23 protein-coding genes and 1 tRNA gene are annotated in these 23,910 nt (G+C 34.0%); 8 read left to right on the forward strand and 16 right to left on the reverse strand.

All coding sequences use genetic code 11. The features are described 5' to 3' along the window. Positions 1-81 precede the first annotated feature (81 nt). The 10 genes from argH to fahA all read right to left on the reverse strand — a co-directional run bounded on the left by argH (position 82) and on the right by fahA (position 12,042). Positions 82-1,365 (reverse strand): argininosuccinate lyase, encoded by a 1,284-nt coding sequence (gene argH / locus K5V07_RS06900; RefSeq protein ID WP_221916902.1) that lies wholly within the window; start codon positions 1,363-1,365, stop codon positions 82-84. 155 nt (positions 1,366-1,520) lie between these two features. Continuing rightward, positions 1,521-2,591 carry a M20 family metallo-hydrolase gene (locus K5V07_RS06905; RefSeq protein WP_221916903.1) on the reverse strand — a complete coding sequence of 357 codons (1,071 nt, stop codon included), beginning with the start codon at positions 2,589-2,591 and terminating at the stop codon, positions 1,521-1,523. 82 nt (positions 2,592-2,673) lie between these two features. After that, positions 2,674-3,459, reverse strand: coding sequence for an acetylglutamate kinase (gene argB, locus K5V07_RS06910; RefSeq protein WP_221916904.1), 786 nt, complete (start codon positions 3,457-3,459; stop codon positions 2,674-2,676). 75 nt (positions 3,460-3,534) lie between these two features. Continuing rightward, the gene (locus tag K5V07_RS06915) at positions 3,535-4,479 is read right to left on the reverse strand and encodes an N-acetylornithine carbamoyltransferase (RefSeq protein WP_221916905.1); all 945 of its coding nucleotides are present in this window, start codon (positions 4,477-4,479) and stop codon (positions 3,535-3,537) included. A 90-nt stretch (positions 4,480-4,569) separates the two neighbouring features. Continuing rightward, entirely contained in the window at positions 4,570-5,706 is a 1,137-nt protein-coding gene (locus tag K5V07_RS06920) for an aspartate aminotransferase family protein (protein WP_221916906.1), read from the reverse strand. Positions 5,707-5,829: 123 nt separating this feature from the next. Next, positions 5,830-6,807 (reverse strand): N-acetyl-gamma-glutamyl-phosphate reductase, encoded by a 978-nt coding sequence (gene argC, locus K5V07_RS06925; RefSeq protein ID WP_221916907.1) that lies wholly within the window; start codon positions 6,805-6,807, stop codon positions 5,830-5,832. Between the two features lie 221 nt (positions 6,808-7,028). Then, a complete protein-coding gene (locus tag K5V07_RS06930) occupies positions 7,029-8,222 on the reverse strand; it encodes an argininosuccinate synthase (protein WP_221916908.1) in 1,194 nt (397 codons plus the stop codon). A gap of 121 nt (positions 8,223-8,343) precedes the next feature. Continuing rightward, complete coding sequence (locus K5V07_RS06935; protein WP_086455018.1) at positions 8,344-8,961, reverse strand: GNAT family N-acetyltransferase; 618 nt, start codon at positions 8,959-8,961, stop codon at positions 8,344-8,346. Between the two features lie 460 nt (positions 8,962-9,421). Beyond that, positions 9,422-10,606: a hypothetical protein gene (locus K5V07_RS06940; RefSeq protein WP_221916909.1), complete on the reverse strand. Its 1,185-nt coding sequence runs from the start codon at positions 10,604-10,606 to the stop codon at positions 9,422-9,424. Between the two features lie 152 nt (positions 10,607-10,758). Then, positions 10,759-12,042 (reverse strand): fumarylacetoacetase, encoded by a 1,284-nt coding sequence (gene fahA, locus K5V07_RS06945; protein ID WP_221916910.1) that lies wholly within the window; start codon positions 12,040-12,042, stop codon positions 10,759-10,761. 108 nt (positions 12,043-12,150) lie between these two features. On the opposite strand from fahA, the gene glyA reads away from it, so the two are divergent. Together glyA and K5V07_RS06955 are read left to right on the forward strand one after the other, a co-directional pair. Then, positions 12,151-13,425, forward strand: coding sequence for a serine hydroxymethyltransferase (gene glyA / locus K5V07_RS06950; protein WP_221916911.1), 1,275 nt, complete (start codon positions 12,151-12,153; stop codon positions 13,423-13,425). 129 nt (positions 13,426-13,554) lie between these two features. After that, positions 13,555-14,148, forward strand: a complete 594-nt coding sequence (locus K5V07_RS06955; protein ID WP_221916912.1) for a tRNA-(ms[2]io[6]A)-hydroxylase — start codon at positions 13,555-13,557, stop codon at positions 14,146-14,148. A gap of 33 nt (positions 14,149-14,181) precedes the next feature. On the opposite strand, the gene K5V07_RS06960 is transcribed toward K5V07_RS06955, so the two are convergent. After that, entirely contained in the window at positions 14,182-14,751 is a 570-nt protein-coding gene (locus tag K5V07_RS06960) for a pentapeptide repeat-containing protein (RefSeq protein ID WP_221916913.1), read from the reverse strand. A gap of 350 nt (positions 14,752-15,101) precedes the next feature. On the opposite strand from K5V07_RS06960, the gene K5V07_RS06965 reads away from it, so the two are divergent. Further along, the gene (locus K5V07_RS06965; RefSeq protein WP_221916914.1) at positions 15,102-16,145 is read left to right on the forward strand and encodes an NAD(P)-dependent alcohol dehydrogenase; all 1,044 of its coding nucleotides are present in this window, start codon (positions 15,102-15,104) and stop codon (positions 16,143-16,145) included. 137 nt (positions 16,146-16,282) lie between these two features. On the opposite strand, the gene K5V07_RS06970 is transcribed toward K5V07_RS06965, so the two are convergent. Next, positions 16,283-16,356: transfer RNA gene (locus K5V07_RS06970), tRNA-Arg, on the reverse strand. Positions 16,357-16,449: 93 nt separating this feature from the next. On the opposite strand from K5V07_RS06970, the gene K5V07_RS06975 reads away from it, so the two are divergent. After that, positions 16,450-16,962 carry an adenine phosphoribosyltransferase gene (locus tag K5V07_RS06975; protein WP_221916915.1) on the forward strand — a complete coding sequence of 171 codons (513 nt, stop codon included), beginning with the start codon at positions 16,450-16,452 and terminating at the stop codon, positions 16,960-16,962. Here the strand turns inward: K5V07_RS06975 and K5V07_RS06980 are convergent. From K5V07_RS06980 to K5V07_RS06995, 4 genes are all read right to left on the reverse strand, one after another. Continuing rightward, positions 16,959-17,099, reverse strand: coding sequence for an SsrA-binding protein (locus tag K5V07_RS06980; RefSeq protein WP_221916916.1), 141 nt, complete (start codon positions 17,097-17,099; stop codon positions 16,959-16,961). The two genes, K5V07_RS06975 and K5V07_RS06980, sit on opposite strands and share 4 nt — an antisense overlap. A gap of 71 nt (positions 17,100-17,170) precedes the next feature. After that, a complete protein-coding gene (locus K5V07_RS06985; RefSeq protein WP_221916917.1) occupies positions 17,171-19,009 on the reverse strand; it encodes a M56 family metallopeptidase in 1,839 nt (612 codons plus the stop codon). 37 nt (positions 19,010-19,046) lie between these two features. Beyond that, a complete protein-coding gene (locus K5V07_RS06990) occupies positions 19,047-19,415 on the reverse strand; it encodes a BlaI/MecI/CopY family transcriptional regulator (protein WP_144892109.1) in 369 nt (122 codons plus the stop codon). A 283-nt stretch (positions 19,416-19,698) separates the two neighbouring features. Beyond that, on the reverse strand, positions 19,699-20,922 hold the full coding sequence (locus K5V07_RS06995) for an MFS transporter (protein WP_221916918.1): 1,224 nt from the start codon (positions 20,920-20,922) through the stop codon (positions 19,699-19,701). 211 nt (positions 20,923-21,133) lie between these two features. On the opposite strand from K5V07_RS06995, the gene K5V07_RS07000 reads away from it, so the two are divergent. The 4 genes from K5V07_RS07000 (at position 21,134) to K5V07_RS07015 (ending at position 23,882) form a co-directional block, all read left to right on the forward strand. Continuing rightward, a complete protein-coding gene (locus K5V07_RS07000; RefSeq protein WP_221916919.1) occupies positions 21,134-21,736 on the forward strand; it encodes a DUF1684 domain-containing protein in 603 nt (200 codons plus the stop codon). Continuing rightward, complete coding sequence (locus K5V07_RS07005; RefSeq protein WP_221916920.1) at positions 21,736-22,389, forward strand: TatD family hydrolase; 654 nt, start codon at positions 21,736-21,738, stop codon at positions 22,387-22,389. Before K5V07_RS07000 ends, K5V07_RS07005 begins: the two co-directional genes overlap by 1 nt. A 41-nt stretch (positions 22,390-22,430) precedes the next feature. Next, the gene (locus K5V07_RS07010; protein ID WP_144891724.1) at positions 22,431-23,144 is read left to right on the forward strand and encodes a ThiF family adenylyltransferase; all 714 of its coding nucleotides are present in this window, start codon (positions 22,431-22,433) and stop codon (positions 23,142-23,144) included. Between the two features lie 63 nt (positions 23,145-23,207). Beyond that, positions 23,208-23,882 (forward strand): HAD family phosphatase, encoded by a 675-nt coding sequence (locus K5V07_RS07015; protein ID WP_221916921.1) that lies wholly within the window; start codon positions 23,208-23,210, stop codon positions 23,880-23,882. Positions 23,883-23,910 lie beyond the last annotated feature (28 nt).

Consider the following 23,910-nt stretch of genomic DNA (forward strand, 5'->3'; position numbering starts at 1 on the left):
TTATTAGTGTTGAATTTTATTGAAACGAAAAAATCCATTCTTTTTACAGAATGGATTTATGAAAATAGTTGTGATTGATATTTAGTAATAGGCCAATCTCATTTTCTCTATAATCTCGTTCAAACATAGATTGTTAATACTGCCTTCATGTGTGTGTTTGGTTTCTTTTGGGGATGTAAAAGTTCCATTTTCCAATTGTTCTGCAACTGCTTTGTATGCGTCTCTAAACGGCATTCCGGCAACTACCATTTCATTTAAAGTGTCAACAGTAAATAAATAATTGTATTTTGGATCGGAAAGAATATTGTCTTTTACTGTAATGTCTTTTATGGAGAAAATCGCAATATCTAAGCAGGCTTTCAGGTTTTGAATGGCTGGGAATAAACCTTCTTTTAATAATTGCAAATCTCTGTGATAACCACTCGGTAAGTTATTGGTAATTAAAGTAATTTCGTAAGGTAAGGCTTGAATTTTATTGCATTTTCCTCGAATTAACTCGAATACATCCGGATTTTTTTTATGTGGCATGATACTGGAACCTGTTGTAAGATGAGATGGTAAAGCAATGAAATCAAAATTCTGACTCATATACAAACAAACATCCATTGCGAATTTTGATAGGGTAGCGGCAATACTACTCATGGCAAAAGCAACTGTTTTTTCTGATTTTCCACGACTCATTTGAGCGGCTACCGAATTGAATTTTAAAGTTTCAAAACCCAATTCTTGCGTTGTAAAAGTTCTATCAATAGGGAAGGAGCTGCCGTAGCCTGCGGCTGAGCCTAATGGATTTTGATCTACAATTTTCAAAGCGGCATTCAGCATTGTGATATCATCAATCAAAGTTTCGGCGTAAGCAGAAAACCACATCCCAAAAGAAGATGGCATTGCAATTTGTAAATGGGTGTAGCCAGGTAATAATACATTTTGATGTTTCTCTGCTGATGCCATCAGTAAATCAAAAAGGCTTTTTACTTGAGCTTTTAGATCTATTACTACATCTTTTAAATATAAATTTACATCTACTAAAACTTGATCGTTACGGGAACGCGCGGTATGAATTTTTTTTCCAGCATCTCCTAATTTTTCTGTTAGCAAATATTCAATTTTCGAATGCACATCTTCAAAGGAATCTTCAATTGTGAAATTTCCAGCCGTAACATCAGCAATAATCTCGTTCAAAGCAGCTACTAACATATCTGTTTCACTAGCTGTCAATAAACCAATGTTTCCGAGCATTTTAGCGTGTGCAATTGAACCTAAAGCATCATATTTTGCGAGAATCAAGTCCAATTCCCTGTCGTTTCCCACAGTGAAATGTTCGATTTGTTTATCTGTTGGTATTCCTTTTTCCCAAAGTTTCATATTGTTTTTTGTTTCAGGTTTAAAGTTTCATCTTGAAACTTGCATGATCTATAGGAATCGTCTTTATAGCCCCGATAATAGTGAAAATCCTTTTATTTTTTTTCTTTAAAAAAATAAAAGATTGTAACGGATAGCGGGATTAGCTCCTAATCGTTTTATTGTTTGAAAAAATCAGTTAGTATATTGATATACAGTTGGATTCCCTCTGTTATTTCATGTATAAATATAAATTCGTTTGCGGAGTGTGACCGCAGGGTTTCACCAGGTCCTAGTTTCAATGATTTGCAACTCAAAACCGATTGATCTGAAAGGGTAGGCGAGCCGTAGGTGGTTCTTCCTAATGCGATTCCGGCCTGCACCAATCCATGAGAAACAGGAATGGAAGAAGCGTTTAAATGCATGGATCTTGGATTAATTTCTGCAGCAACATTTGCTCTTACAGTATCTAGAATTTCTTGATTGCTGTAACAATCATTTACCCTGATATCTACAACCAAATGACATTCTGCAGGAACTACATTGTGTTGTTTTCCGGCATTAATTTGGGTTACGGTCATTTTAACAGGGCCTAAAACCTCTGAAATTTTTTCGAAATTGTAGCTGTTAAACCACTCGATTACGGGAATTGCTTTGTAAATGGAATTGTCAAGATTTTGATGTGCGGCATGACTGGCGGTACCTTTTACGATGACATCAAGAACTAATAAACCTTTTTCGGCTATGGCCAATTGCATTAAAGTGGGTTCGCCCACAATGGCACAATCTAGTTCAGGCAAGTTCTTTAAAACACTGTTTAAGCCGTTTCTTCCACTGCTTTCCTCTTCGGCAGAGGCTACCATTACCAAATTGTAAGGTAGATTTTCATGGGAATAAAAATGGACAAAAGTAGCTAAAAGAGAAACCAAACATCCGCCAGCATCATTGCTGCCTAAACCAAATAATTTACCCTCTTTTTCAATGGCTTGAAAAGGATCATTGGTATAGCCTTGATTTGGGTTTACCGTGTCGTGGTGAGAATTCAATAGTAGCGTAGGCTTTGTAGCATTAAAATGTTTGTTGAAAGCCCAAACATTATTATTTTCGCGTTTAAAAGGTATGTTATTTAGTGTAAACCAATTTTCGATTAAAAGTGCAGTTTGATCTTCTTCACTGGAAAATGAAGGTGTTTCAATCAGTGCTTTTAATAGCGCAATGGCTTCTTGTGTAAGGATTTCTATGTTTTTCATACTTATTTTAGCCACAGATTAAACGATTTTTTAAAATTGAAAAAGAAATTTTTCAAAATCGGTGAGACTTGTGTTTCACTTTTTATAATTTGATATTTGTACAAATAGCCGTTGCATCTAGCAACATGCGGTGATGCCCTATTTTTATTTTTTGAACTCCTTTGTTTAAACTATTAAAACAGTTGTCCAGTTTAGGAATCATTCCGGAATGTATGGCTTTTTCTGTTTTTAATTTTGCATATAATTCGGAATTTATGTTTTCAATAACTGAAGAATCGTCTTCGGCATCGAATAGAACTCCTGATTTTTCAAAACAGTAATTCAAAGTTACCTCAAAAACTTCTGATAAAGCGATTGCTAATTCACTGGCAATCGTGTCTGCGTTTGTGTTTAATAATTGTCCGTTGCCATCGTGTGTGATGGCGCAAAATACAGGTACAAGATTGTTTAAAAGTAACGTTTCTAGTAAGGGTGTATTTACTTTGTTGACATCACCTACAAAACCATAATTTATTGTGGGGTGATTTCGTTTTTCTGATTGAATCAAATTCCCGTCAGCTCCAGAAAAACCGATTGCATTGGTGGAATTGGCTTGTAATTGTGCTACAATATTTTTGTTGATTTGACCAGCATAAATCATGACTACAACTTCTAGCATTGCGGCATCGGTGATGCGTCTTCCATCAATCATTTGTGGAACTAAACCCATACTTTCGGCTAATTTTGTAGCTGATTTTCCACCGCCATGAACGAGTACTTTGTAGCCTTCAATCTTAGAAAAATCTGCTAAAAAATGAGCCAATTCCATCGGGTTATCAATGACATTTCCACCAATTTTTATTATCGTTATCGGTTTTTTATTTTTCATTTAAAAAAGTTCTGAGGCACTGAGATACAAAGGTTATAAGGACTTAGTGTCTTATAACCTTTGCATCTCAGTGCCTTATTTTTTTAATATTTTTTGAAGCACTAATTGTGCTGCGAAGGTTCTATTATTGGCTTGTTCAATTACAATTGAGTTAGGACCATCAATCACCTCATCTGATACGATCATGTTACGTCTTACGGGCAAACAATGCATAAACTTTGCATCATTAGTTAATTTCATTTTCTCAGCTGTTACGGTCCAGTTTGGATCAGAATTTGTGATTTGTCCGTATTCAATATAATTACTCCAATTTTTGGCATAAATAAAATCAGCGTTTTCAAATGCTTTGTCTTGATCGTATTCAATTTTTGAATCTTTCGTAATTTCAGGATTCAATTCATACCCTTTTGGATGAGTGATTACAAAATCCATATTTTTTTGTAACTGCATCATTTCTACAAAAGAATTGGCAACAGCTTGAGGTAATGCTTTAGGATGTGGTGCCCATGTTAAAACCACTTTGGGTCGGTGCTTGGGTTTAAATTCTTCAATGGTAATTGCATCAGCCAGCGCTTGTAATGGGTGTCCTGTAGCGCTCTCCATATTAATAATAGGAACAGTTGCGTATTTTATAAAACTAGACAGTACTATTTCGGCATTGTCTTTTTCTTTATCAACCAATCCAGCAAATGCTCTTATAGCAATGACATCACAATATTGAGAAACAACTGCAGCAGCTTCTTTAATATGCTCTGAGGCTCCTGAGTTCATTACAGCACCTTCTTCAAATTCTAGGGTCCAGCCTTCATTGGTAAAGTTCATTACCATCACATTCATTCCTAAATTTAAGGCTGCTTTTTGCGTACTCAATCGCGTTCTTAAACTAGAATTGAAAAACAATAATCCTAGTGTTTTGTTTTTACCTAACTTTTTATTTTTGAGGGGTTTCTTCTTGATTTTTAAGGCTTTTTTAACCCATGTTTCCAGTACATCTATGTTATTGACAGCGTTGAAATTCATGATTTTGTTTTTTAATAAGTCTTACTAATTTTATAATAGCAACTTCATTTTTAGTTGTTTAAATTCTATTACAAATAGCATTACTTTATGTTATTGAATCTCTACTAAAGCTTCTTGTAAGGCTTTTATAAACAAGTCGATTGCTGGTTTTGTTATTGTTAAAGGAGGTAAAATTCGCAGTAAGTTTTTGTTATTTGCATTTCCAGTAAAAATATGTTTGTCGATAATCATCTTTTTACGTAGTGTACTTACGTCAAAATCAAATTCTACACCCAGCATTAATCCTCTTCCTTTAACTTGAATTACTTCAGGGATTTGTTTGATTACTTCCAGAAAATAGGCGTAAACGTCGTTCACATTATCCATTAATTGTTGCTTTTGCATCACGTCTAAAACTGCAATTCCGGCTGCACAAGCTAGATGGTTTCCTCCAAAAGTAGTTCCTAATAATCCGTAACTAGCTGTGAATTTTGGAGAAATCAGAATCCCACCAATTGGAAAACCGTTCCCCATTCCCTTTGCCAAACAAATTATATCTGCTTTGATATCATGATGTTGGTGGGCAAAGAACTTTCCGCTTCTTCCGTATCCGGATTGTACTTCGTCTAGAATTAAAACAACATCATACGCTGCGCATATTTTTTCTAAATCCTGAAAAAATGCTGTGGTACCTTGATCTAATCCGCCCACTCCTTGAATACCTTCAATTATTACCGAAGATACATCGCCTTTTTTGAGTTCGTTTTCAACCAATTCAATGTTGTTCAAGGGTAAAAAAGTAACAATTTGCTGCGCATTGATTGGAGCTACAATTTTTTTATTGTCAGTTACTGCAACTGCCGCCGAAGTCCTTCCATGAAAGGAATTGTCAAAAGCAATTACTCGCGATTTATGGTTGTGAAACGAGGCCAATTTCAAAGCGTTTTCATTTGCTTCAGCTCCAGAACTACACAAGAATAAAGTGTAGTCCTCTAATCCTGAAAGCTTCCCTAACTTTTGGGCTAGTTCAACTTGCAGTGGATTCTGAATCGCATTTGAATAGAAACTAATGTTGTCTAACTGTTTTTTTAAGGCAATGACATAATCTGTTTGGGTATGTCCAATGGAAATTACGCCATGACCGCCGTATAAATCTAAATATTCCACTCCGTTTTCGTCTGTAATAGTGCAATCTAGCGCTTTTACAGGAGTGATGCTGTATAATGGGTAAACGTCAAATAAGTTCATTTTTTATTATTTAAAGATTTAAAAATTGAAAAATTTAAAGATTCAAGTCGTTTTTAAATCTTTTTCTGTTTCTAGAATCCTAATAATTTTTAAATCATTAAATTCTTCAATCTTTTAATTATTTTAAAATCCGCTTGGTTTCAAATGTAATCCTGTGGTTTCATCTAATCCAAACATTAAATTCATGTTTTGTATGGCTTGTCCTGAAGCTCCTTTTGTTAAATTATCGATTACTGATGTTATCAATAATCGGTTTCCTTTTTTCATTAAACTAATAATGCATTTATTGGTTTGAACCACTTGTTTCATGTTGATTCCTGTAGTAGTAACCGTAACAAAAGGTTGGTCTTGGTAATAAGTCTCATACTTTGCTACTAAATTTTCCAGACTTTCTTCGATTGTTGTGTATAATGTGGCGAATATTCCTCTGGCAAAATCACCTCTGTTGGGTACAAAAATCAATTCGTTTGCGTAATCCGCTTGCAATTGGTGGACACATTGGTTAATTTCCCCTAGATGTTGGTGTTCAAAAGCTTTGTAATGCGACATATTGTTTGATCTCCAGCTAAAATGTGTTGTTTCTGAAGGGGTCACTCCGGCTCCTGTGCTTCCTGTTGTGGCATTGATATGAACGTCAGTTGTGAGTATTCCGGCTTTCGCCAAAGGCAATAATGCCAGCTGAATTGCTGTTGCAAAACAACCTGGATTAGCTATAAATTGAGCGTTTTTAATGGCCGCTTTGTTCAATTCAGGTAAACCATAAACAAAAGACTTTTCATTGAATTCTTTGTCTTTTGTCAATCTGAAATCATTGCCTAAATCGATAATTTTGGTATGACTTGCAAATTGATTTTGTTCTAAAAATGATTTTGATTTTCCATGACCTAAACATAAGAAAACTACGTTCACGTTTGGATTTACGGTATCGGTAAAATTCATTTCAATATCGCCGAGTAAATCGTGGTGCGCCACAGAAAGTGACTTTCCAGCATTTGTTGTACTGAAAACAAAATCAATGGTTGCGCGAGGATGAAACATTAGAATTCTAATTAATTCTCCTGCTGTATATCCTGATCCACCTATTATACCGATAGTAATCATAATTTTTTATTTTTCGAATTATTTTTTGTCACAGTTTTTACTGATTTCCACAGATTGGATATTACTCTTTTTAATTTTCTAAAAAAGAACTATTTCTCTCTTTAGCCCCGATTGCAGTGAAAATCCTTTTCCTTTTTTTTAAAGGAAAAGATTGTAGCGTAAAGCGGGACGATGTTTCAGGAAATGCAAAATATTTCTGCTCCTAAAAAAAACGCTATTTATTATTCGTATGTTTCATTATTTACCGATGAAAATATGTTTTGAGCATTACCAAGAATTTTGATAAATCCTTTGGCATCATCAGAAGTCCATGCATTGTTCATTTCTCCGTATTGTCCAAAACTCGTATTCATTAAATCATTTTCAGATTCGATTCCGTCAAGCGAAAAATGATAGGGTTTTAGTGTAACGGTCACTTTTCCGTTGACAGTATGTTGGGTGTCTTGCAAAAAAGTTTCGATATTTCTCATCACAGGATCAAGAAATTGCCCCTCATGAAACAGCATTCCGTACCAGTTGCCGAGTTGTTCTTTCCAGTATTGCTGCCATTTTCCTAGTGTGTGTTTCTCTAATAAATGGTGTGCTTTGATGATAATTAAAGGTGCGGCAGCCTCAAAACCTACTCTTCCTTTAATGCCAATAATGGTATCACCTACGTGAATGTCTCTACCTATTGCGTAGGCATTAGCCAGTTTTTCAAGAGTAACAATATTAGCCGAAGGTTTGTCTTTAATGCCATTTATAGCTACTAATTCTCCTTTTTCAAATTCTAAGGTTACTTTTTCTGCGCCCTCTTTTACCAATTGAGAAGGATAAGCTTCGCTAGGTAGCGCTTGATGCGATGTTAAAGTTTCTTTCCCGCCTACACTTGTTCCCCATAACCCTTTGTTAATGGAATATTGTGCTTTTTCCCAAGAATATGAAACTCCGTTTTTAGCTAAATAATCTACTTCTTCCTGTCTTGATAATTTCAAATCTCGAATAGGAGTGATGATTTCAATTTCGGGTGCGATGGTTTGGAAAATTAAATCAAAACGAATTTGGTCATTACCAGCGCCAGTACTTCCGTGTGCAATGGCACTTGCGCCAACAGATTTTGCATATTTAATGGCTTCGATAGCTTGAAAAACACGTTCAGCACTTACAGAAAGTGGATAGGTATTGTTTTTTAATACATTTCCAAAAATTAAATACTTGATGGCTTTATCATAATACTTATCTACAATGGTAAGATTGGTGTGCTTTGCACTTCCAAGTTCATACGCTCTTGTTGTTATGCTTTCTAATTCTTCAGCGGTAAATCCACCAGTATCTACTAGTACGGTGTGAACTTCAAAACCTTTTTCGTTTTTTAAATATTTCAGGCAGTAGGAAGTATCAAGACCTCCACTATATGCTAATACTACTTTTTTCATTTTTTCATTTTTTTCTTCCCCCAGCCCTCCGAAGGAGAGGGTGCCAATACTGGCAAAAGGGAATGTTATTTTATGTAATTTTTCTTCTATGTCTTGGCTCACGTCCCTTCAAGTAGGGGGTTTATTTATCTAAAAATACCGCTTGTTTTATTTTCTTCAAACGGTTCCAAATCCGGACATTGAAAGGATGTTTTGGTGGGTCTTTTGGTTTTTCATTTGGATCATATAGCATGCCTGTACACAAGCACATTTTGTTGTCTTTGCTTTTCAAAATTTCATAATTAGTGCAGGTTTGACAGCCTTTCCAAAAGCTCGGGTCATTTGTAAGCTCTGAAAAAGGAACTGGTTTGTATCCCAAATCAGAATTTATTTTCATTACTGCTAAGCCTGTTGTAATCCCAAAAACTTTTGCTTCAGGATATTTTTTTAGCGAGTAATCAAACACAAACGACTTTATTTTTTTTGCCAAACCAAGATTTCTGTAATCAGGATGAACAATTAAGCCTGAATGTGCTACAAACTGGCCATGTTGCCAACTCTCGATATAACAAAAACCTGCAAATTTCCCGTTGTCAAGTGCAATAACGGCGTCTTGAGTCTCCATTTTTTTCTGGATATACTCAGGCGTTCTTTTAGCAATACCAGTACCTCTTAAAAGTGCTGATAACTCTATTGTTTCGCATATTTCTTGCGCATATTTGTAGTGCTCTTCCTGAGTTGTGACAATGGAAATGTTCATTTCAAAAGTAGAATTTGGATGTTATAAAATGATTTTTGATTAAAAGCTAAAATGAATTTTAGGCAATATGAATTTGCACTAAAATCTAAAGAATAGATGTAGTATTTTGATTTACAATAAAATACAGTAAATACTATAAAAAATAAAGGATATAATAATCCAATAGAGTTTGATAATGTCAAAACAAAAAAAATGAAAAAATGAATAAATGAGAAACAGCTCTAGGAAACTATAGTTATAGTGTCCGTACTTCGGGAGAAGCGGTTAGCATGTTTGTCCGTGACAAAGAAGTTATATGTACGTTTGTATTATTCACAGCTGCAAAAGTACATTTTTTTTTGAATTTCAACTATTTAATTTTTATTTGTAACAAATTATGTAACTATTGTGTTATTTTAAAAAAAAAAAAAACTCCTAGAACGTAGTGCTCTAGGAGTTTTAAATGAAAGATTTATAAAGGTTAGTTTCTAAATCTATTTTGAGTAATAATGTTTTTAATTTTTGCTTTTAGATCTTGACCAGTATCATAAATCATTTGTTCGCTGTTAGGGAACATAACAGGTTTTCTGTCAAAATACGCAAAATAGTTATCGTCCGAGGCGCGTCTGTCTCCATTACAAGTGGCATAAATATTTTCAAAAACAAACTCGCTTGTTAAAGGAAATGTTTGTATAAGTTGATTGGTTCTTAGATTAACGTAATCTATTTTAGCTGTTACTTGCGAAGATTTAAATTGTCTGAATTCATAAATTCTGGCGGTTACCGTTTTTAAATCGTCAACCATTACTACTTTTCCTTTTTCATCTAGAACCTCTTTACCATTAGCATCAATTAGTTTTTTTACACCGTCTTTTATCACGCGTTCTTTAACAAATTCGCGCTCTTTAACTTGTTCTGGTGAAATTAAGATGTCTCTAAAATTGATGACCATTCCATAATCATAAACAATACCTTTTTGTTTGTTGTTGTGATACACCGTCCAAGCGTCATTTAACCCGAATGTGCTAAAATCAAGTAAATCATTTTGCAAACGAACAGGGATAATCATGCTAGTCTCATTTTTTGTAGTAACCGAAACAAAATCACAGCCTTTAAATTTTGCTTCCTCCATTAATCGTAAAACATCTTTATAGTTTGGATTAATCTGGTTGAGATAATTCAAGTCATTAAATGCTTTTCTAAAATTCATCTTATCAGTAGAGATCATTAATTTTTTAGCATTTGCATATAAATAAGCTGCTAGTGCATTTTTACTACTTACAATTTTATCACTATAATCATCAAATGGAAAGATTGCATTTCGGCCTTCGTTTAATAATTTTAAGGGTAAAATTGGTTTTATGTTTTCTTGTCTTTGATTTAATTGTACATAGGTGTTATAAATTTTCTCTAACTGAGCAGGATTGTTTTCTTTAGTCCACAAGTTAATATAGTTAAGATCTCTATCTTTTGCTTTGGCGAAAGCCTCTTCCAGGAGATAAACGTAATCTTGTTTTCCTTTTTTATCCTTGTTACTTCTTAAACTTGAAATGGCATTATCTATTGCTTGATCATAATTGCCTGAGCTTAATGCATTTTGGGTTTGCTTTACTCCACAGGATGAAATTAAAATAAATAAGATAAATAGAATAGTAATTTTTTTCATAAGCGTTAATTTTAGAGGTAGAATGTTAAGCAATGTTTTTTTGATTGTAGCGAAAAGAATATTTCAAAAAGCTAAATTCAAATATAATGCCAAAAAAAACCTAACAAAAATAGTATAATTGTTAGGTTTCAAAAGGTAATTTTATATAAATTTTATTTTCGTACAAAAGGAGGTAATAGCTTGCTTGAAACTTCTCCAAAACCAATACGTACATGACCGTTTTTGCAAAAACCTTTCATGATTACAGTATCATTGTCATTTATAAATTTACGCTCTGTGTTATCGCTCATTTTTATTGGATTTTTTCCACCCCAAGTAAGTTCAAGCATAGAACCAAAACTATCTTCAGTAGGTCCTGATATCGTTCCTGATCCCATCATATCTCCAGAATTCACTCTACATCCATTTGAGGTGTGATGCGTCAATTGTTGACTCATAGTCCAGTACATGTATTTAAAATTAGACTTAGAAACTATAGTAGGTTCAGCATTTTCAGGTTGAATTGCCACTTCTAGATTTATATCAAATGAATGCTTCCCTTTTTGTTGTAAATACGGTAGGGGCGTAGGCTCTTGTTTAGGACCTTTTGTTCTAAATGGTTCTAATGCATCCATAGTTACTATCCATGGTGAGATTGAAGAGGCAAAGTTTTTAGCTAAAAATGGCCCTAGCGGAACGTATTCCCATTTTTGAATATCACGTGCACTCCAGTCATTTAATAACACCATCCCAAAAATATAATCTTCGGCCTCCGTTACAGGAATATTTTCACCCATGATATTGACGTCAGTGGTGATAAACGCAGTTTCAAGTTCAAAATCAACAGAACGGGACGGACCAAAAACTGGACTTGTTTCTCCGTTAGGTAATGTTTGACCCATGGGTCTGTGAACAGGAATTCCAGACGGCACTATCGAAGAGCTTCTGCCGTGATAACCTACTGGAATATGAAGCCAGTTAGGTAATAATGCGTTTTCAGGATCTCTAAACATTTTCCCCACATTAGTTGCATGTTCTTTACTCGAATAAAAATCAGTGTAATCACCAATTAAAACTGGTAATTGCATTTCAACATCTTCCATTCTAAAGATTACAATATCTCGGTCTTTGGTATTGTTTTGTAGTTTGGTATTGTTTGCATCAAATAGATCAGCAATGCGGTTTCTTACCAGTCTCCATGTTTTTTTTCCGTCTGATATGAAGTCATTCAGCGTATCCTGCATAAACATATCATCAGTAAGTTCAATACCATCAAAATAATTGAGTTGTTGTAGTGCACCTAGATCTATGGCATAGTCGCCTATTCTTGTTCCTACAGTAACAATATTTTCTTTTGTTAGGAAAACTCCGAAGGGTATATTTTGAATAGGGAAATCACTGTTTTCAGGTACTTCTAACCATGATTTTCTATTGGTATCGTTTGCTGTTATTGGCATATGATGTTAATTGTTTTGTTAAAAAATTACTCATCAAATATATTATAATCTAAGTATTAACCAAACGTTTTTTTGTATTTTTGCTATAAATTAACGAAAATCAAAAAAATGCAACGCGACGAACAAATTTTTGACCTTATTCTAGAAGAACAAGAAAGACAAATACACGGATTAGAGCTAATAGCATCAGAGAACTTTGTAAGTGACGAAGTGATGGAAGCAGCAGGATCTGTACTGACTAATAAATATGCCGAAGGATATCCTGGCAAAAGATACTACGGAGGTTGCGAAGTAGTTGATGTTGTTGAACAAATTGCTATAGATAGAGCCAAAGAATTATTTGGTGCTGCGTATGCTAATGTACAGCCACATTCAGGATCTCAAGCAAATACAGCAGTATATCATGCTTGTATTAAGCCTGGTGATAAAATATTAGGTTTTGATTTGTCTCATGGAGGTCACCTTACACACGGATCACCTGTAAATTTTTCGGGGCGTTTATATACACCTTCTTTTTATGGTGTAGATCCAGAAACTGGTTTATTAGATTACGATAAAATTCAAGAAATTGCAACTAGAGAACAACCAAAACTGATTATCGCTGGAGCTTCTGCATATTCACGTGATATGGATTTTGCTCGTTTTAGAGTAATTGCTGACAGCGTAGGAGCTATTTTATTAGCTGATATTTCTCATCCTGCAGGACTTATTGCAAAAGGTTTGATGAATGATCCTTTACCTCATTGTCATATTGTTACTACAACGACTCACAAAACATTACGTGGACCTCGTGGAGGATTAATTTTGATGGGTAAGGATTTTGAAAATCCATTTGGTTTAACTACTCCAAAAGGAGAAATAAGAATGATGTCATCTTTACTTGATTTAGCTGTGTTTCCTGGTAATCAAGGTGGACCTTTAATGCATATCATTGCTGCAAAAGCGGTTGCTTTTGGAGAAGCATTACAAGACGAATTTTTTACCTATGCGTTACAATTACAAAAAAACGCTAAGGCTATGGCTGAAGCTTTTGTAAAACGTGGTTACCAAATTATTTCGGGAGGAACTGACAATCATATGATGTTAATCGATTTAAGAAATAAAAATATTTCTGGTAAAGAAGCTGAAAATGCATTGGTTAAAGCTGAAATTACAGTAAATAAAAATATGGTTCCATTTGATGATAAATCACCATTTGTTACCTCTGGTATTCGTGTAGGTACAGCAGCTATTACCACTCGTGGTCTTGTTGAAGAAGATATGGAAACTATTGTAGCCTTAATTGACAGAGTATTAGTAGATCATACAAACGAAGATGTAATTGAAGCGGTAGCTAATGAAGTTAACGAAATGATGAGCGAAAGAGCTATTTTTGTTTTCTAAATAAATACGTTTTTAAGTTTTAAAGTCGAAAGTCTAAAGTCTTTGTATAGAATTTAATATTCTTTCTTAGTTTTGGCTTTCGACTTTCGACTTTATGACTTTCGACTTCCTAACTTTAAGACTAAAAAAATGGGTGTATTACGATTACAATTGCCTACAGATCCCAGATGGGTCAATATTGTTGAGAAAAATATTGAAGAAATCTTAACGGATCATGCTTGGTGCGAACAAAAAGCAGCTACAAATGCCATTACAATTATTACGAACAACTCTGAACATCAAGATTTAGTTCGTGATTTATTGGCTTTGGCCAAAGAAGAAATTGATCATTTTGAGCAAGTGCATAATATCATCATCAAGCGTGGATTAAAACTGGGCAGAGAGCGAAAAGACGACTATGTAAATGAGCTATACCTGTACATGAAAAAAAGCAGTAATGGCAGTAGAGTATCCAGTTTAGTGGAGCGTTTGCTTTTTTCAGCAATGATTGAAGCCAGAAGTTGTGAGCGATTTAAAGTTTTATCCGAAAATATTAAGGATCCAGAATTAGCTCTTTTTTATAGAGAATTAATGGAGAGTGAAGCGCAACACTATACCACTTTTATAACCTATGCACGTAAATACGGCGAAGGAATTGATGTTGAAAAACGCTGGCGAGAATGGCTAGCTTATGAAGAATCAGTTATTGCAAAATATGGTAACAGTGAAACCATTCATGGTTAATGCTGTACTGCACACACTTTTCACTTATTGTTGTTATTCAATTATTAAATCATACTGATATAAAAGGCCCTTTACTTCATTTTTTGAAAAAAGGGTCTTTTTTAGTTTTGTCTTTTTTGGATCAATGGTATAATTATAACTTGTTTTAAAATCAGTATGATGCGCATTTGCACCCGAAAATTCACTTTTATACAAATCGCAATGATCAAATATAACTTGAGTTAGATTGGTATTCATGAAATCTACGGCTATTAGACTGCATTTTGTAAATTGTGTTTCCTTTAGATTTAAATTATAAAATTTCGAAAAATCAAGAATGCAGTTATTAAATCCAATTCTAAAAATAAATGCGTCACACATAGCAAAGTTTACATCTTTAATTTCGCAGTGTTCAAATACTACATTTCGTAGCGCAACGTGATTTATTTTTGCGGATGTAAAAAAACAGTTTATAAAAGTACAATCAATAAAGGTCACGGATATAAAATGGCATTCGGAAAAAGAACAATTGGTAAAAGTGCAACATTCAAACTCTTGATGATTTAACTCATGCTCGCTATAGTTAGTTTCAACAAAATGATTATCAAAGAGGTATGTGTTCATTGTATTGTTTGAATATTATGGAAATGAATTCTTTTACAAAGGAACACATTGTACAGTGACATTTTGAAAAAAAACGGCAACAATTATTGTTCTAAAATCTCATAAATATTGGCTTAGTATTTAGTTTTTTGTACTATTCGATCATGATTTGAATTGCTGATATCAAATTAAGTTTAGCCTACCTAATACTTTCTTCAATATAGTTTGATCAATTTCTTCTTATCCAAATTATATTTTAAGCTTACATAATCTTTTGCCGTTGATTGATAATTTGATTGTAATTATATAACTCTTTAAAATTATTGATAAGTTAAAATTTCATAATTTTATAACAATTAAATTTACTTATTATGATACTTACAAAAGGATATGCGGCACAAGATGCCAAATCAGATTTAGCGCCTTGGAATTTTGAACGAAGAGCTCTTGGAGCACATGATGTTCAGTTTGATATACAATTTTGTGGTGTTTGTCATAGTGACTTACATCAAATAAAAGATGATTGGGGAGGATCTATTTACCCAATGGTCCCTGGACATGAAATTGTTGGTAAAGTAGTTGGAGTAGGAGAAAAAGTTACACGATTCAAAGTAGGTGATTTAGCGGGAACAGGCTGTCTTGTGGACTCGTGTAGAACTTGTGAAAATTGTAAAGAGGGATTAGAACAATTTTGTATCAACGGAAGAACAGATACGTATAATGCACTTGGTCAAGATGGTGTTACACCTACATACGGAGGGTATTCGAACACCATTGTAGTTCATGAGGATTTTGTTTTACACATATCAGATAAATTAGACCTAGCGGCAGTAGCTCCATTATTGTGTGCAGGAATTACAACATATTCACCATTAAAACATTGGAAAGTAGGAAAAGGACATAAGCTGGCTGTACTAGGTCTTGGAGGACTTGGGCACATGGCCGTTAAGTTTGGTGTTGCTTTTGGTGCTGAAGTTACGGTGTTGAGTACTTCACCAGATAAAGAACAAGATGCAAAAAAACTAGGGGCACATCATTTTATTGTGACCAAAGATGAAAAACAATTAGCAAAAGCAGCAGGAACATTTGATTTTATTTTAGATACCGTATCTGCTCCTCATGATTTAAATCTTTACTTATCATTATTGCGTGTTAATGGTGTGCATATATGTGTGGGAGTACCTCCAACACCTTATGAAATTCATGCCTTTAGTTTAATAGGAGGAAGACGAAGTTTAGCAGGATCGTTAATTGGAGGATTACCAGAAACACAAGAAATGTTAGATTACTGTGCTGCCAATGGTATTGTATCAGATATTGAATTAATCGATATGAAAGACATTCATGAAGCGTATGACCGTATGACAAAAGGGGATGTGCGTTACCGTTTTGTAATTGATATGGCTACACTATAAACTCAAAAGAATACTTTTTATAATCCCTATTTTGAGAGTATCAAATAGGGATTTTGAATTTTTATAAAGTAAATAAAAAAAATAGAACAAAAAAAATCCTTAAACTACTGATAACAGTGTGTTTAAGGATTTTAAAGTGACCTTGACTGGATTCAAACCAGTAACCTCTTGAGCCGTAATCAAGTGCGCTATTCAGTTGCGCCACAAGGCCTTTTTGCGAAGCGACTTATTGTCTTGCTTGCGGGTGCAAATATAGGCATAAATGTGTAATTTGCAAGTGTAAAATTGTAAAAAAATAAAAAAAATGATTTTAAAAAATTATATCCGTGATATTCAGGGATTTCCAAAGGAAGGAATTTTGTTTAAAGACATCACTCCACTACTTCTTGATCCAGAAGCAAGGAATGAATGCCTTAAAATACTGTTAGCAGGTGTGGAAAATTTAAAAATTGATAAGGTTGTTGGGGTAGAGAGTCGTGGATTTTTCTTTGGAACTTTATTAGCGCAAGAGTTGAAGGTGGGTTTTATCCCTGTTCGTAAGCCTAATAAATTGCCTTATAAGACCATTTCGGCTAGTTATGATTTAGAGTATGGCACAGATAGTTTAGAAATTCATGTAGATGCCATACAAAAAGGGGACCGTGTGCTTGTTCATGATGATGTTTTGGCTACTGGCGGAACGGCAAAGGCAGTTTGTGAACTTGTAGAAAAGCTAGGCGGTGTGGTTGTTCAATGTAATTTCTTGATGGAACTGCGTTTTTTGAACGGAAGAGATAAAATTTTAAATCATGTTGTATTTGCCGCTATGACCTACTAGCGTAAGGCACGAGTGGTAACGTAATACCTGTAACCAATAATTGCTATCTGCCATTTTTTGGCTTTGGCCAAGTCTAAACGTTGTTTTGTAAAGCTAGGTAGAATGATTTTGTTGATTTGAGCAAGAATTTTATACATGCAATTTAATTTTTCACAAAGATATAAAAAAAGACGGTCATGATTTGAACCGTCTTTAATTGAGTTGTATATTATTTCTTTGTGTAAAATTTCATAATTTTTGTATTGTTTTTAGATTTATCTACATCAACGCGTTCAATAGTATTATGATCTAATTTTTCAATTTTGTTTCTAGTTACTTTTTTATCATTGATGTAATATTCTATGTCTTTTGGTAAAGAATTGGTTTGATTTTTAGAAAATGTCATTTCTAAAGTTTTTACAGTGTTTTGGTCATTATTTGATGATTTAATATTGTCCTTATCAAGTTTTAATTCTGGTACTTCAGTTGCTATAACTGTGGTATAAATATCAGTATTATCATTTTTAGAATCTTTACTGTTTTTTTGTTTACGTTTTTTATTTTTAATTGTAGTCTTTGAAGTTATAATTTCACACGCTCCATTTGCAGCATCAGATCCATACTTAGCAATAGCTTGCTGTGATTCTAATATCGTTTGACTTACTATTTCATCATTAAATGGCAAGCGAATGGGGTGATCTTTTGATTGTTTAACTCCATTGATAACTAGTAAATATTCTACTCCATCTTTTTTAAAATTATTAATAGATAAATAATCCTCGTGATTGGATTCGTTTGTTCCTGAATTGCCTTCATTTAGTTTAATTTCAATTTTTTCACCATTCTTTTCTGTGGCTTTAAAATGATTACTCAGTTGACTATTTTTCTGTTTATCAGCTTTGAAACCAAAAATAACTTTTTTATCATTTTCGGTTTTAGCAAATATTTTAAAAGGCTTTATAGGTGTTGTTCCTTTAACGCTATATATTTTTCTTTCATTGTTTTTACTTTTTATTTCAGCTTTTAGTTGAATAATTTCATTGCTACTATTGTATATTAAGTCAGTGAAATCTAGTTGAATTCCAAAATCTTCTTTAAATAAATCTTTTTGAGCATTTAGTTCTTCTTTCGTAGACGTAGCGTTTATTTCTAATTCAAAGTCGACTGAGTTTAAGGTGTTCTCTTTTGTAACTTGTTTTTTCTCTTGTGCAATTACTTCAATTTGAAATAAAAGTACAAACGCTACTAGAGCTGGAACAATTACTGCATATTTCCATGAATTCCATTTTTTTGATTGATTTTTGTTTAACATAACGATTCGTTTTTTGATTAATGATTGATAAAAATGATTGGTAATGGCAACACAATTTTCGTGTGTTGTTATTTTTAAGAGCGTGAATTGATACGCTTTTTTGTCGGATATTTTTTTAGTTGCTTCACTATCAGCAATGAATTCTAGATTTTGCAAGATTGCTCTTTTATACAACCAGATAAAGGGATTGAACCAAAAAACAATACAAAACAGTCTTGAAATTAATACGTCAACAGTGTGATTTTGCTCACTGTGTACTTTTTCATGCTCCAAAATATTTTCTAATTCGGCTTTGCTGTACAAGGTGGAATTATAAACAATGGTATTAAAAAAAGAGAAAGGCGCTATATTTTCTGTGGTGTCAATGTATTTAAAATCGGCTTGATTTTTAAAGTGTTTTCCGTTTAGTACACGGTGTAAACTATAAAAATCCAAAGCAAGTTTTAGTAGAAAAAGAAGCATACCAATGGCGTATAACATTCCAATAACTAAGTACCAATTGATTTCTAAAGGAACCTTTTCAGAACTGGTAGCTAGTGGTATTTGAGACCAGTCAATGGTATTTTTGCTTGGTTCAATCCAAACAATTTTTGTAAAGGCGACGAATGGCAAAACAACCGAAGTGATTAAACCCAATATTAAAAACCATCGGTTGCTGGTAAAAAAAGTTTCTTTGCGAAGCAAAAAATGATACGCTACGAAAAAAAGTGCTAGTAAGCCGCTAGATTTTAGGAGATATACGTAAAGTGCTTCCATGCTGGTTTTGGTTTTTGGTTAGTTGGTTTTAAATAGCTTAGTTGTTTTGTTCTTGTTGCTCAATCATGGCTAAAATTTCACGTAATTCAGCAGCTGATATTTTTTCTTCTTTGGCAAAATGGCTTACCATATTTTTATAAGAGCTGTTAAAATAATGATCAATTGCTGTGTGCATAAAGCGTTTTCTGTACTCTTCAAGGGATACTACGGGAAAGTATTGATGTGTGTTCCCAAAGGCATTGTGTGATACAAATCCTTTTTCTTCTAGATTGCGCACTATAGTAGAGAGTGTGTTGTAATGCGGTTGCTCCTCTGTGATTTCGGCCAAAATTTCTTTTACAAAAGCTTTTTTGAGCTTCCATAATATGTGCATGATTTCCTCTTCTTTATTGGTCAGTTTTTGCATGATGTTTTATATTTGATTCAAACTTACAACTATATTTATAGTTTACAAACTATTTTTATAGTTGTTTAACTAAAATTGTAGTTTTTGCAATATGTTAGTGTCGTATAGATAACGTAAATAGCTGTTTTAGTATGATTTACAAATGTAGGTAATTTTGCGTGAGGGATAGGAGTAAACCGCCATAGCGGTGCGGATAGCCCGACCGTAATCCAAAAAAGGGGCCTATTCAATACCATGTTGATAAGCCCCTTTTTTGGATTAGGGTCACGCCCAAATCATAAAATTATTTATATAGTTTTTCCTGCTGAACCAGTTTTTGCAACCACATGCAGCCTGCAACGGCCAGCACGCCCAATGTTCCCATGACAAACCAATTTGCTTGATAACCCCAACTGTCAATAATTTCAAGACCTGTTTTTGAGCTTGCAATATGCGCTAAGCTAAAACTCATGGTAAACAAAGCCATGTAGCGGCCTTCATGACCTTTTGGAGCTCTACTAAGCGCAAAGGAATTGGAGAAGGGAAATATAAACATCTCGCCAAAAGTGATAAAAATAATGCTAACCACTAAGATGCCAGCCCAAATGTTGAACATTAAAACGTAAAAACTGAGAGACATTAATAAGGATCCCCATAATATTATTTTGAGTTTGTCAATTCCTTTTCTTTGACTGATACTCACAATAGGCATTTCTAGAAAGAAAATTAAAAGACCATTCAGGGACAATAAAAGTCCGCTTTGAAACTCCGTTAATCCAAATTTTTCATTGTGATACAGCGGTAAAGTGGTAAAAAGTTGAAAAAACAATACGGCAGTTATAAAGCATACAAAAAGAAAAATCCAAAATATTTTGTCTTTGAAAACTGATGCTGGAATCTCGGTTTCAGTGGTACTGCTATTCAAATCAGATGGTTTTTTGCGTTCTTTTACGAGAAGTGTAAAAATCAAAATAGAGATGATACAAGAACTCCCATCAACCCAAAATAAGCCGCTATAGCCCATATTCATGATGATTAATCCTCCTAATGCTGGTCCCGCCGTAAAACCAAGGTTTACCGCAAGGCGCACTAATGTTAGGGCTCTGGTACGATTTTCAGGTTTTGCATAGGTGGCTAGTGAAACGTACATGGCGGGACGAAACATATCAGCAACGGTCATGATCACAAACATTCCGGCACACAATCCCCAAAATGTTCTTATGTACTGAACCATAAAAAGTAATAGTCCGCTGGTAAATAAACTGAAGATCATAATTTTGTAAAACCCTATTTTGTCTGATAATTTACCTCCCAACCAAGAGCCAAGCATGGATCCAAAGCCAAAAGCCACCATAATCCAGCCCACTTCCGCATAGGAAAAATGTAAATCCTCCTTTAAATATTTCGATAAAAAGGGAAGCACCATGGTTCCGGCACGATTAATAAAAGTAATTAAGGTAAGGATCCAAATTTCTCTGGTAAATCCTCTAAAATTATTGATGTAGCGTTGAAAAGCAGTTTGCAGCATAAAGTAGTTTTGTGAGTTACAAATTTACAATGTTTTTTAGGAGCTTTTTCCAGCTATTCGCTACAATCTTGTATTTTTTCTAAAGAAAAAAAATACAAGGATTTTCGCTGCTATCTGGGCTAGGGAATAGGCTATTCATGACGTTTCTTGTTCTTCAATTTTCATTGTAGTATTGTAACTTTTACACTATTTTTGCATAAAAATCAAACCATTGAAAACTGTCCTAACCATTTTTATCTGTTTACAACTCACTTTTGTTGTGGCGCAAGAGTCCTATAATGCTATTGCCGTAACTCAGTTTCAACAAGAATTAAATGCTCAGTATTCAAACCCAGAAAAAAGTCCGCTTACAGCAAAGGATTTGGCAGTTTTTAAATCATTAGATTTTTTTCCCGCAAACCCAACTTATTTTGTGACTGCAAAATTAGTTAGAACACCTAGTGAGCAACCTTTTTTAATGAAAACATCAACCGATAGAAAACCAACTTACATTAAATACGGTGAAGTTTATTTTACTATGGATGATCAGGAATTTAAGTTGAATGTATATCAAAATATAGAGTTATCTAAACAAAAGGAATATGTAAATTACTTATTTCTACCATTTTCGGATGTAACATCAGGTGATGAAAGTTACCTTGGCGGGCGATACATAGATTTACAAATACCTGATGGTGATGTTATAACAATAGATTTTAACAAAGCATACAATCCGTATTGTGCGTATAATCCCGGTTATTCTTGTCCCTTAGTTCCATTAGAAAATGATTTGAAGATTGCTATTAAGGCTGGTGTAAAAAAGTTTCATGACTAATGGAATTTTTCAATTTACATACGCATCACTTTACAAATCAATCTGGGATCCTAGAGTTGGTGAATCAATATCCTCATGAATTTGATGCGAAACTCCCTTTTTATTCTATCGGCATTCATCCTTGGTACATCACAGAAGAACGAGTTGACGCTGATTTAAAAATCATTGAAACACAATTACAACAATCTAATTGTCTTGCTGTAGGCGAATGTGGCTTGGATAAACGCATTGAAATCCCGCTAGAATTGCAGCAAGTGGTTTTTGAAAAACAATTACTTTTGGCACAAAAATACAATAAACCAGTTGTCATTCATTGTGTGGCCGCTTTTGATGAATTGATTGTCATTAAAAGAAAGCTCAACATCTCAGTTCCGATACTAATTCATGGATTTTCTAAAAATGCAATTGTAGCTAAGCAATTGTTAGAGCAGGGATTTTACCTTTCTTTTGGAAAATATTTATTGCGTAATCCAGCATTAGAGTCGGTTTTTAAAAGCATTCCCCAAGAACGTTTTTTTCTAGAAACCGATACTGTAGAAGATGGGATAAAAGCCGTTTATGAACGTGCTGCCCAATACAAAAAAACAACAGTTGAAGAAATTCAAAAAATCATAAACAATAACTTTAGTACTGTTTTTGGAATTCAATTTTAATTGGATAACATGTAAAACAGGACACTTTTAAACATAAAAAAATGGCAGAATGGACAGAACGAGCAGAACTTTTATTTAAAAAAGAAGGTTTGGCTAATTTACAAAATGCAAACGTATTAGTAGTAGGATTAGGAGGAGTAGGCTCATTTGCTGCTGAATTTTTGGCTAGAGCCGGAGTGGGCAAAATGACAATTGTAGATGGGGACGTAGTGGATATTACCAACATTAACAGACAATTGCCAGCTTTGCACTCTACAGTTGGACAACCAAAAATCACTATCGTTGGCGATAGATTGATGGATATTAACCCAGAGTTGCAATTAACTCGCGTGCAAGAATTTTTATCACCTGAGCGTGCTTTTGAGATTGTTACGGAGGAGTTTGATTATGTTTTGGATTGTATAGATAGTGTGACGCCAAAACTAAATTTAATTGTTGCTGCGAAACGCAAAAGAGTAAAAATCATCAGCAGCATGGGTGCGGGTGGAAAAATGGAAGCTTCTAAAGTAAAAGTGACTGATATTACGAATACTGTAAATTGCTTTTTTGCCAAAACCATTCGCAGACGCTTGAAAGAGTTAAAAATAGATAAATTGAAAGTCGTTTTCTCCTCTGAAATTCAAGACGAATCCAGTTTGAGAATGACTGATGGATCTAATTATAAAAAATCGTTTTACGGAACCAATAGTTACATGCCAGGATTATTTGGCTTGTATGCTGCAGAAACAGTAATACGCTACTTGCTTAAAAAATAGTGTTCCGTTCTTTATCTCTCTTTTCAGGGATTAATAATTATAATTCATAACTCATAATTTAAAATGATACAAACAGTAATTTTTGATATGGATGGCGTAATCGTAGATACAGAGCCGGTTCACCGCTACGCCTATTTCAAGCAATTTGAAGAGCTAAATATTGCTGTTACCGAGGAAATGTACACTTCATTTACCGGCTTTTCCACGCGAAATACCTTTCAGAAATTGAAAGAGTTATTTACAATTGACCATGAAGTAGAGGAATTAATTCAGCGGAAACGTACTATTTTTAACGATGCTTTTGACAGTAAGGCTGATTTAGAATTGCTGGAAGGTGTTGAAAATTTAATTCGAGAATTACATCAAAATGGGATACAATTAATTTTGGCCTCATCAGCATCTAAGGTTACCATTGAACGGGTTTTTAATAGGTTTAAGTTGCACGACTATTTTTCGCATAAAATAAGCGGGGAAGATTTTGCACAATCAAAACCACATCCTGCTATTTTTGAGCACGCCGCAAGCCTTTCTATTGCCCCAAAAGAGAATTGTATTGTTATTGAAGATAGTACTAATGGCATTAAAGCTGCAAATGCCGCAGGGATTTTTTGCGTAGGTTACAACAGCATTCATTCAGTTGCTCAAGATTTGTCAATTGCAGATGTGATCATAAATCATTTTAACGAATTGAATTTTGAAATGGTGCAGGAAATCAAGGCTAAATTAAGGAATAATTAACATTTAAGAGTATCTGAATTTGTAAATT

The sequence above is a fragment of the Flavobacterium sp. CHNK8 genome (genome assembly GCF_019774515.1).
Taxonomy (GTDB): Bacteria; Bacteroidota; Bacteroidia; order Flavobacteriales; family Flavobacteriaceae; genus Flavobacterium; species Flavobacterium tiangeerense.

What these genes read in the sequence shown, in the direction of transcription:
- argH (WP_221916902.1), bottom strand. Translation starts at nt 1,365, where the DNA reads ATGAAACTTTGGGAAAAAGGAATACCAACAGATAAACAAATCGAACAT.
- K5V07_RS06905 (WP_221916903.1), bottom strand. Translation starts at nt 2,591, where the DNA reads ATGAAAAACATAGAAATCCTTACACAAGAAGCCATTGCGCTATTAAAA.
- argB (WP_221916904.1), bottom strand. Translation starts at nt 3,459, where the DNA reads ATGAAAAATAAAAAACCGATAACGATAATAAAAATTGGTGGAAATGTC.
- K5V07_RS06915 (WP_221916905.1), bottom strand. Translation starts at nt 4,479, where the DNA reads ATGAATTTCAACGCTGTCAATAACATAGATGTACTGGAAACATGGGTT.
- K5V07_RS06920 (WP_221916906.1), bottom strand. Translation starts at nt 5,706, where the DNA reads ATGAACTTATTTGACGTTTACCCATTATACAGCATCACTCCTGTAAAA.
- argC (WP_221916907.1), bottom strand. Translation starts at nt 6,807, where the DNA reads ATGATTACTATCGGTATAATAGGTGGATCAGGATATACAGCAGGAGAA.
- K5V07_RS06930 (WP_221916908.1), bottom strand. Translation starts at nt 8,222, where the DNA reads ATGAAAAAAGTAGTATTAGCATATAGTGGAGGTCTTGATACTTCCTAC.
- K5V07_RS06935 (WP_086455018.1), bottom strand. Translation starts at nt 8,961, where the DNA reads ATGAACATTTCCATTGTCACAACTCAGGAAGAGCACTACAAATATGCG.
- K5V07_RS06940 (WP_221916909.1), bottom strand. Translation starts at nt 10,606, where the DNA reads ATGAAAAAAATTACTATTCTATTTATCTTATTTATTTTAATTTCATCC.
- fahA (WP_221916910.1), bottom strand. Translation starts at nt 12,042, where the DNA reads ATGCCAATAACAGCAAACGATACCAATAGAAAATCATGGTTAGAAGTA.
- glyA (WP_221916911.1), top strand. Translation starts at nt 12,151, where the DNA reads ATGCAACGCGACGAACAAATTTTTGACCTTATTCTAGAAGAACAAGAA.
- K5V07_RS06955 (WP_221916912.1), top strand. Translation starts at nt 13,555, where the DNA reads ATGGGTGTATTACGATTACAATTGCCTACAGATCCCAGATGGGTCAAT.
- K5V07_RS06960 (WP_221916913.1), bottom strand. Translation starts at nt 14,751, where the DNA reads ATGAACACATACCTCTTTGATAATCATTTTGTTGAAACTAACTATAGC.
- K5V07_RS06965 (WP_221916914.1), top strand. Translation starts at nt 15,102, where the DNA reads ATGATACTTACAAAAGGATATGCGGCACAAGATGCCAAATCAGATTTA.
- K5V07_RS06975 (WP_221916915.1), top strand. Translation starts at nt 16,450, where the DNA reads ATGATTTTAAAAAATTATATCCGTGATATTCAGGGATTTCCAAAGGAA.
- K5V07_RS06980 (WP_221916916.1), bottom strand. Translation starts at nt 17,099, where the DNA reads ATGTATAAAATTCTTGCTCAAATCAACAAAATCATTCTACCTAGCTTT.
- K5V07_RS06985 (WP_221916917.1), bottom strand. Translation starts at nt 19,009, where the DNA reads ATGGAAGCACTTTACGTATATCTCCTAAAATCTAGCGGCTTACTAGCA.
- K5V07_RS06990 (WP_144892109.1), bottom strand. Translation starts at nt 19,415, where the DNA reads ATGCAAAAACTGACCAATAAAGAAGAGGAAATCATGCACATATTATGG.
- K5V07_RS06995 (WP_221916918.1), bottom strand. Translation starts at nt 20,922, where the DNA reads ATGCTGCAAACTGCTTTTCAACGCTACATCAATAATTTTAGAGGATTT.
- K5V07_RS07005 (WP_221916920.1), top strand. Translation starts at nt 21,736, where the DNA reads ATGGAATTTTTCAATTTACATACGCATCACTTTACAAATCAATCTGGG.
- K5V07_RS07010 (WP_144891724.1), top strand. Translation starts at nt 22,431, where the DNA reads ATGGCAGAATGGACAGAACGAGCAGAACTTTTATTTAAAAAAGAAGGT.
- K5V07_RS07015 (WP_221916921.1), top strand. Translation starts at nt 23,208, where the DNA reads ATGATACAAACAGTAATTTTTGATATGGATGGCGTAATCGTAGATACA.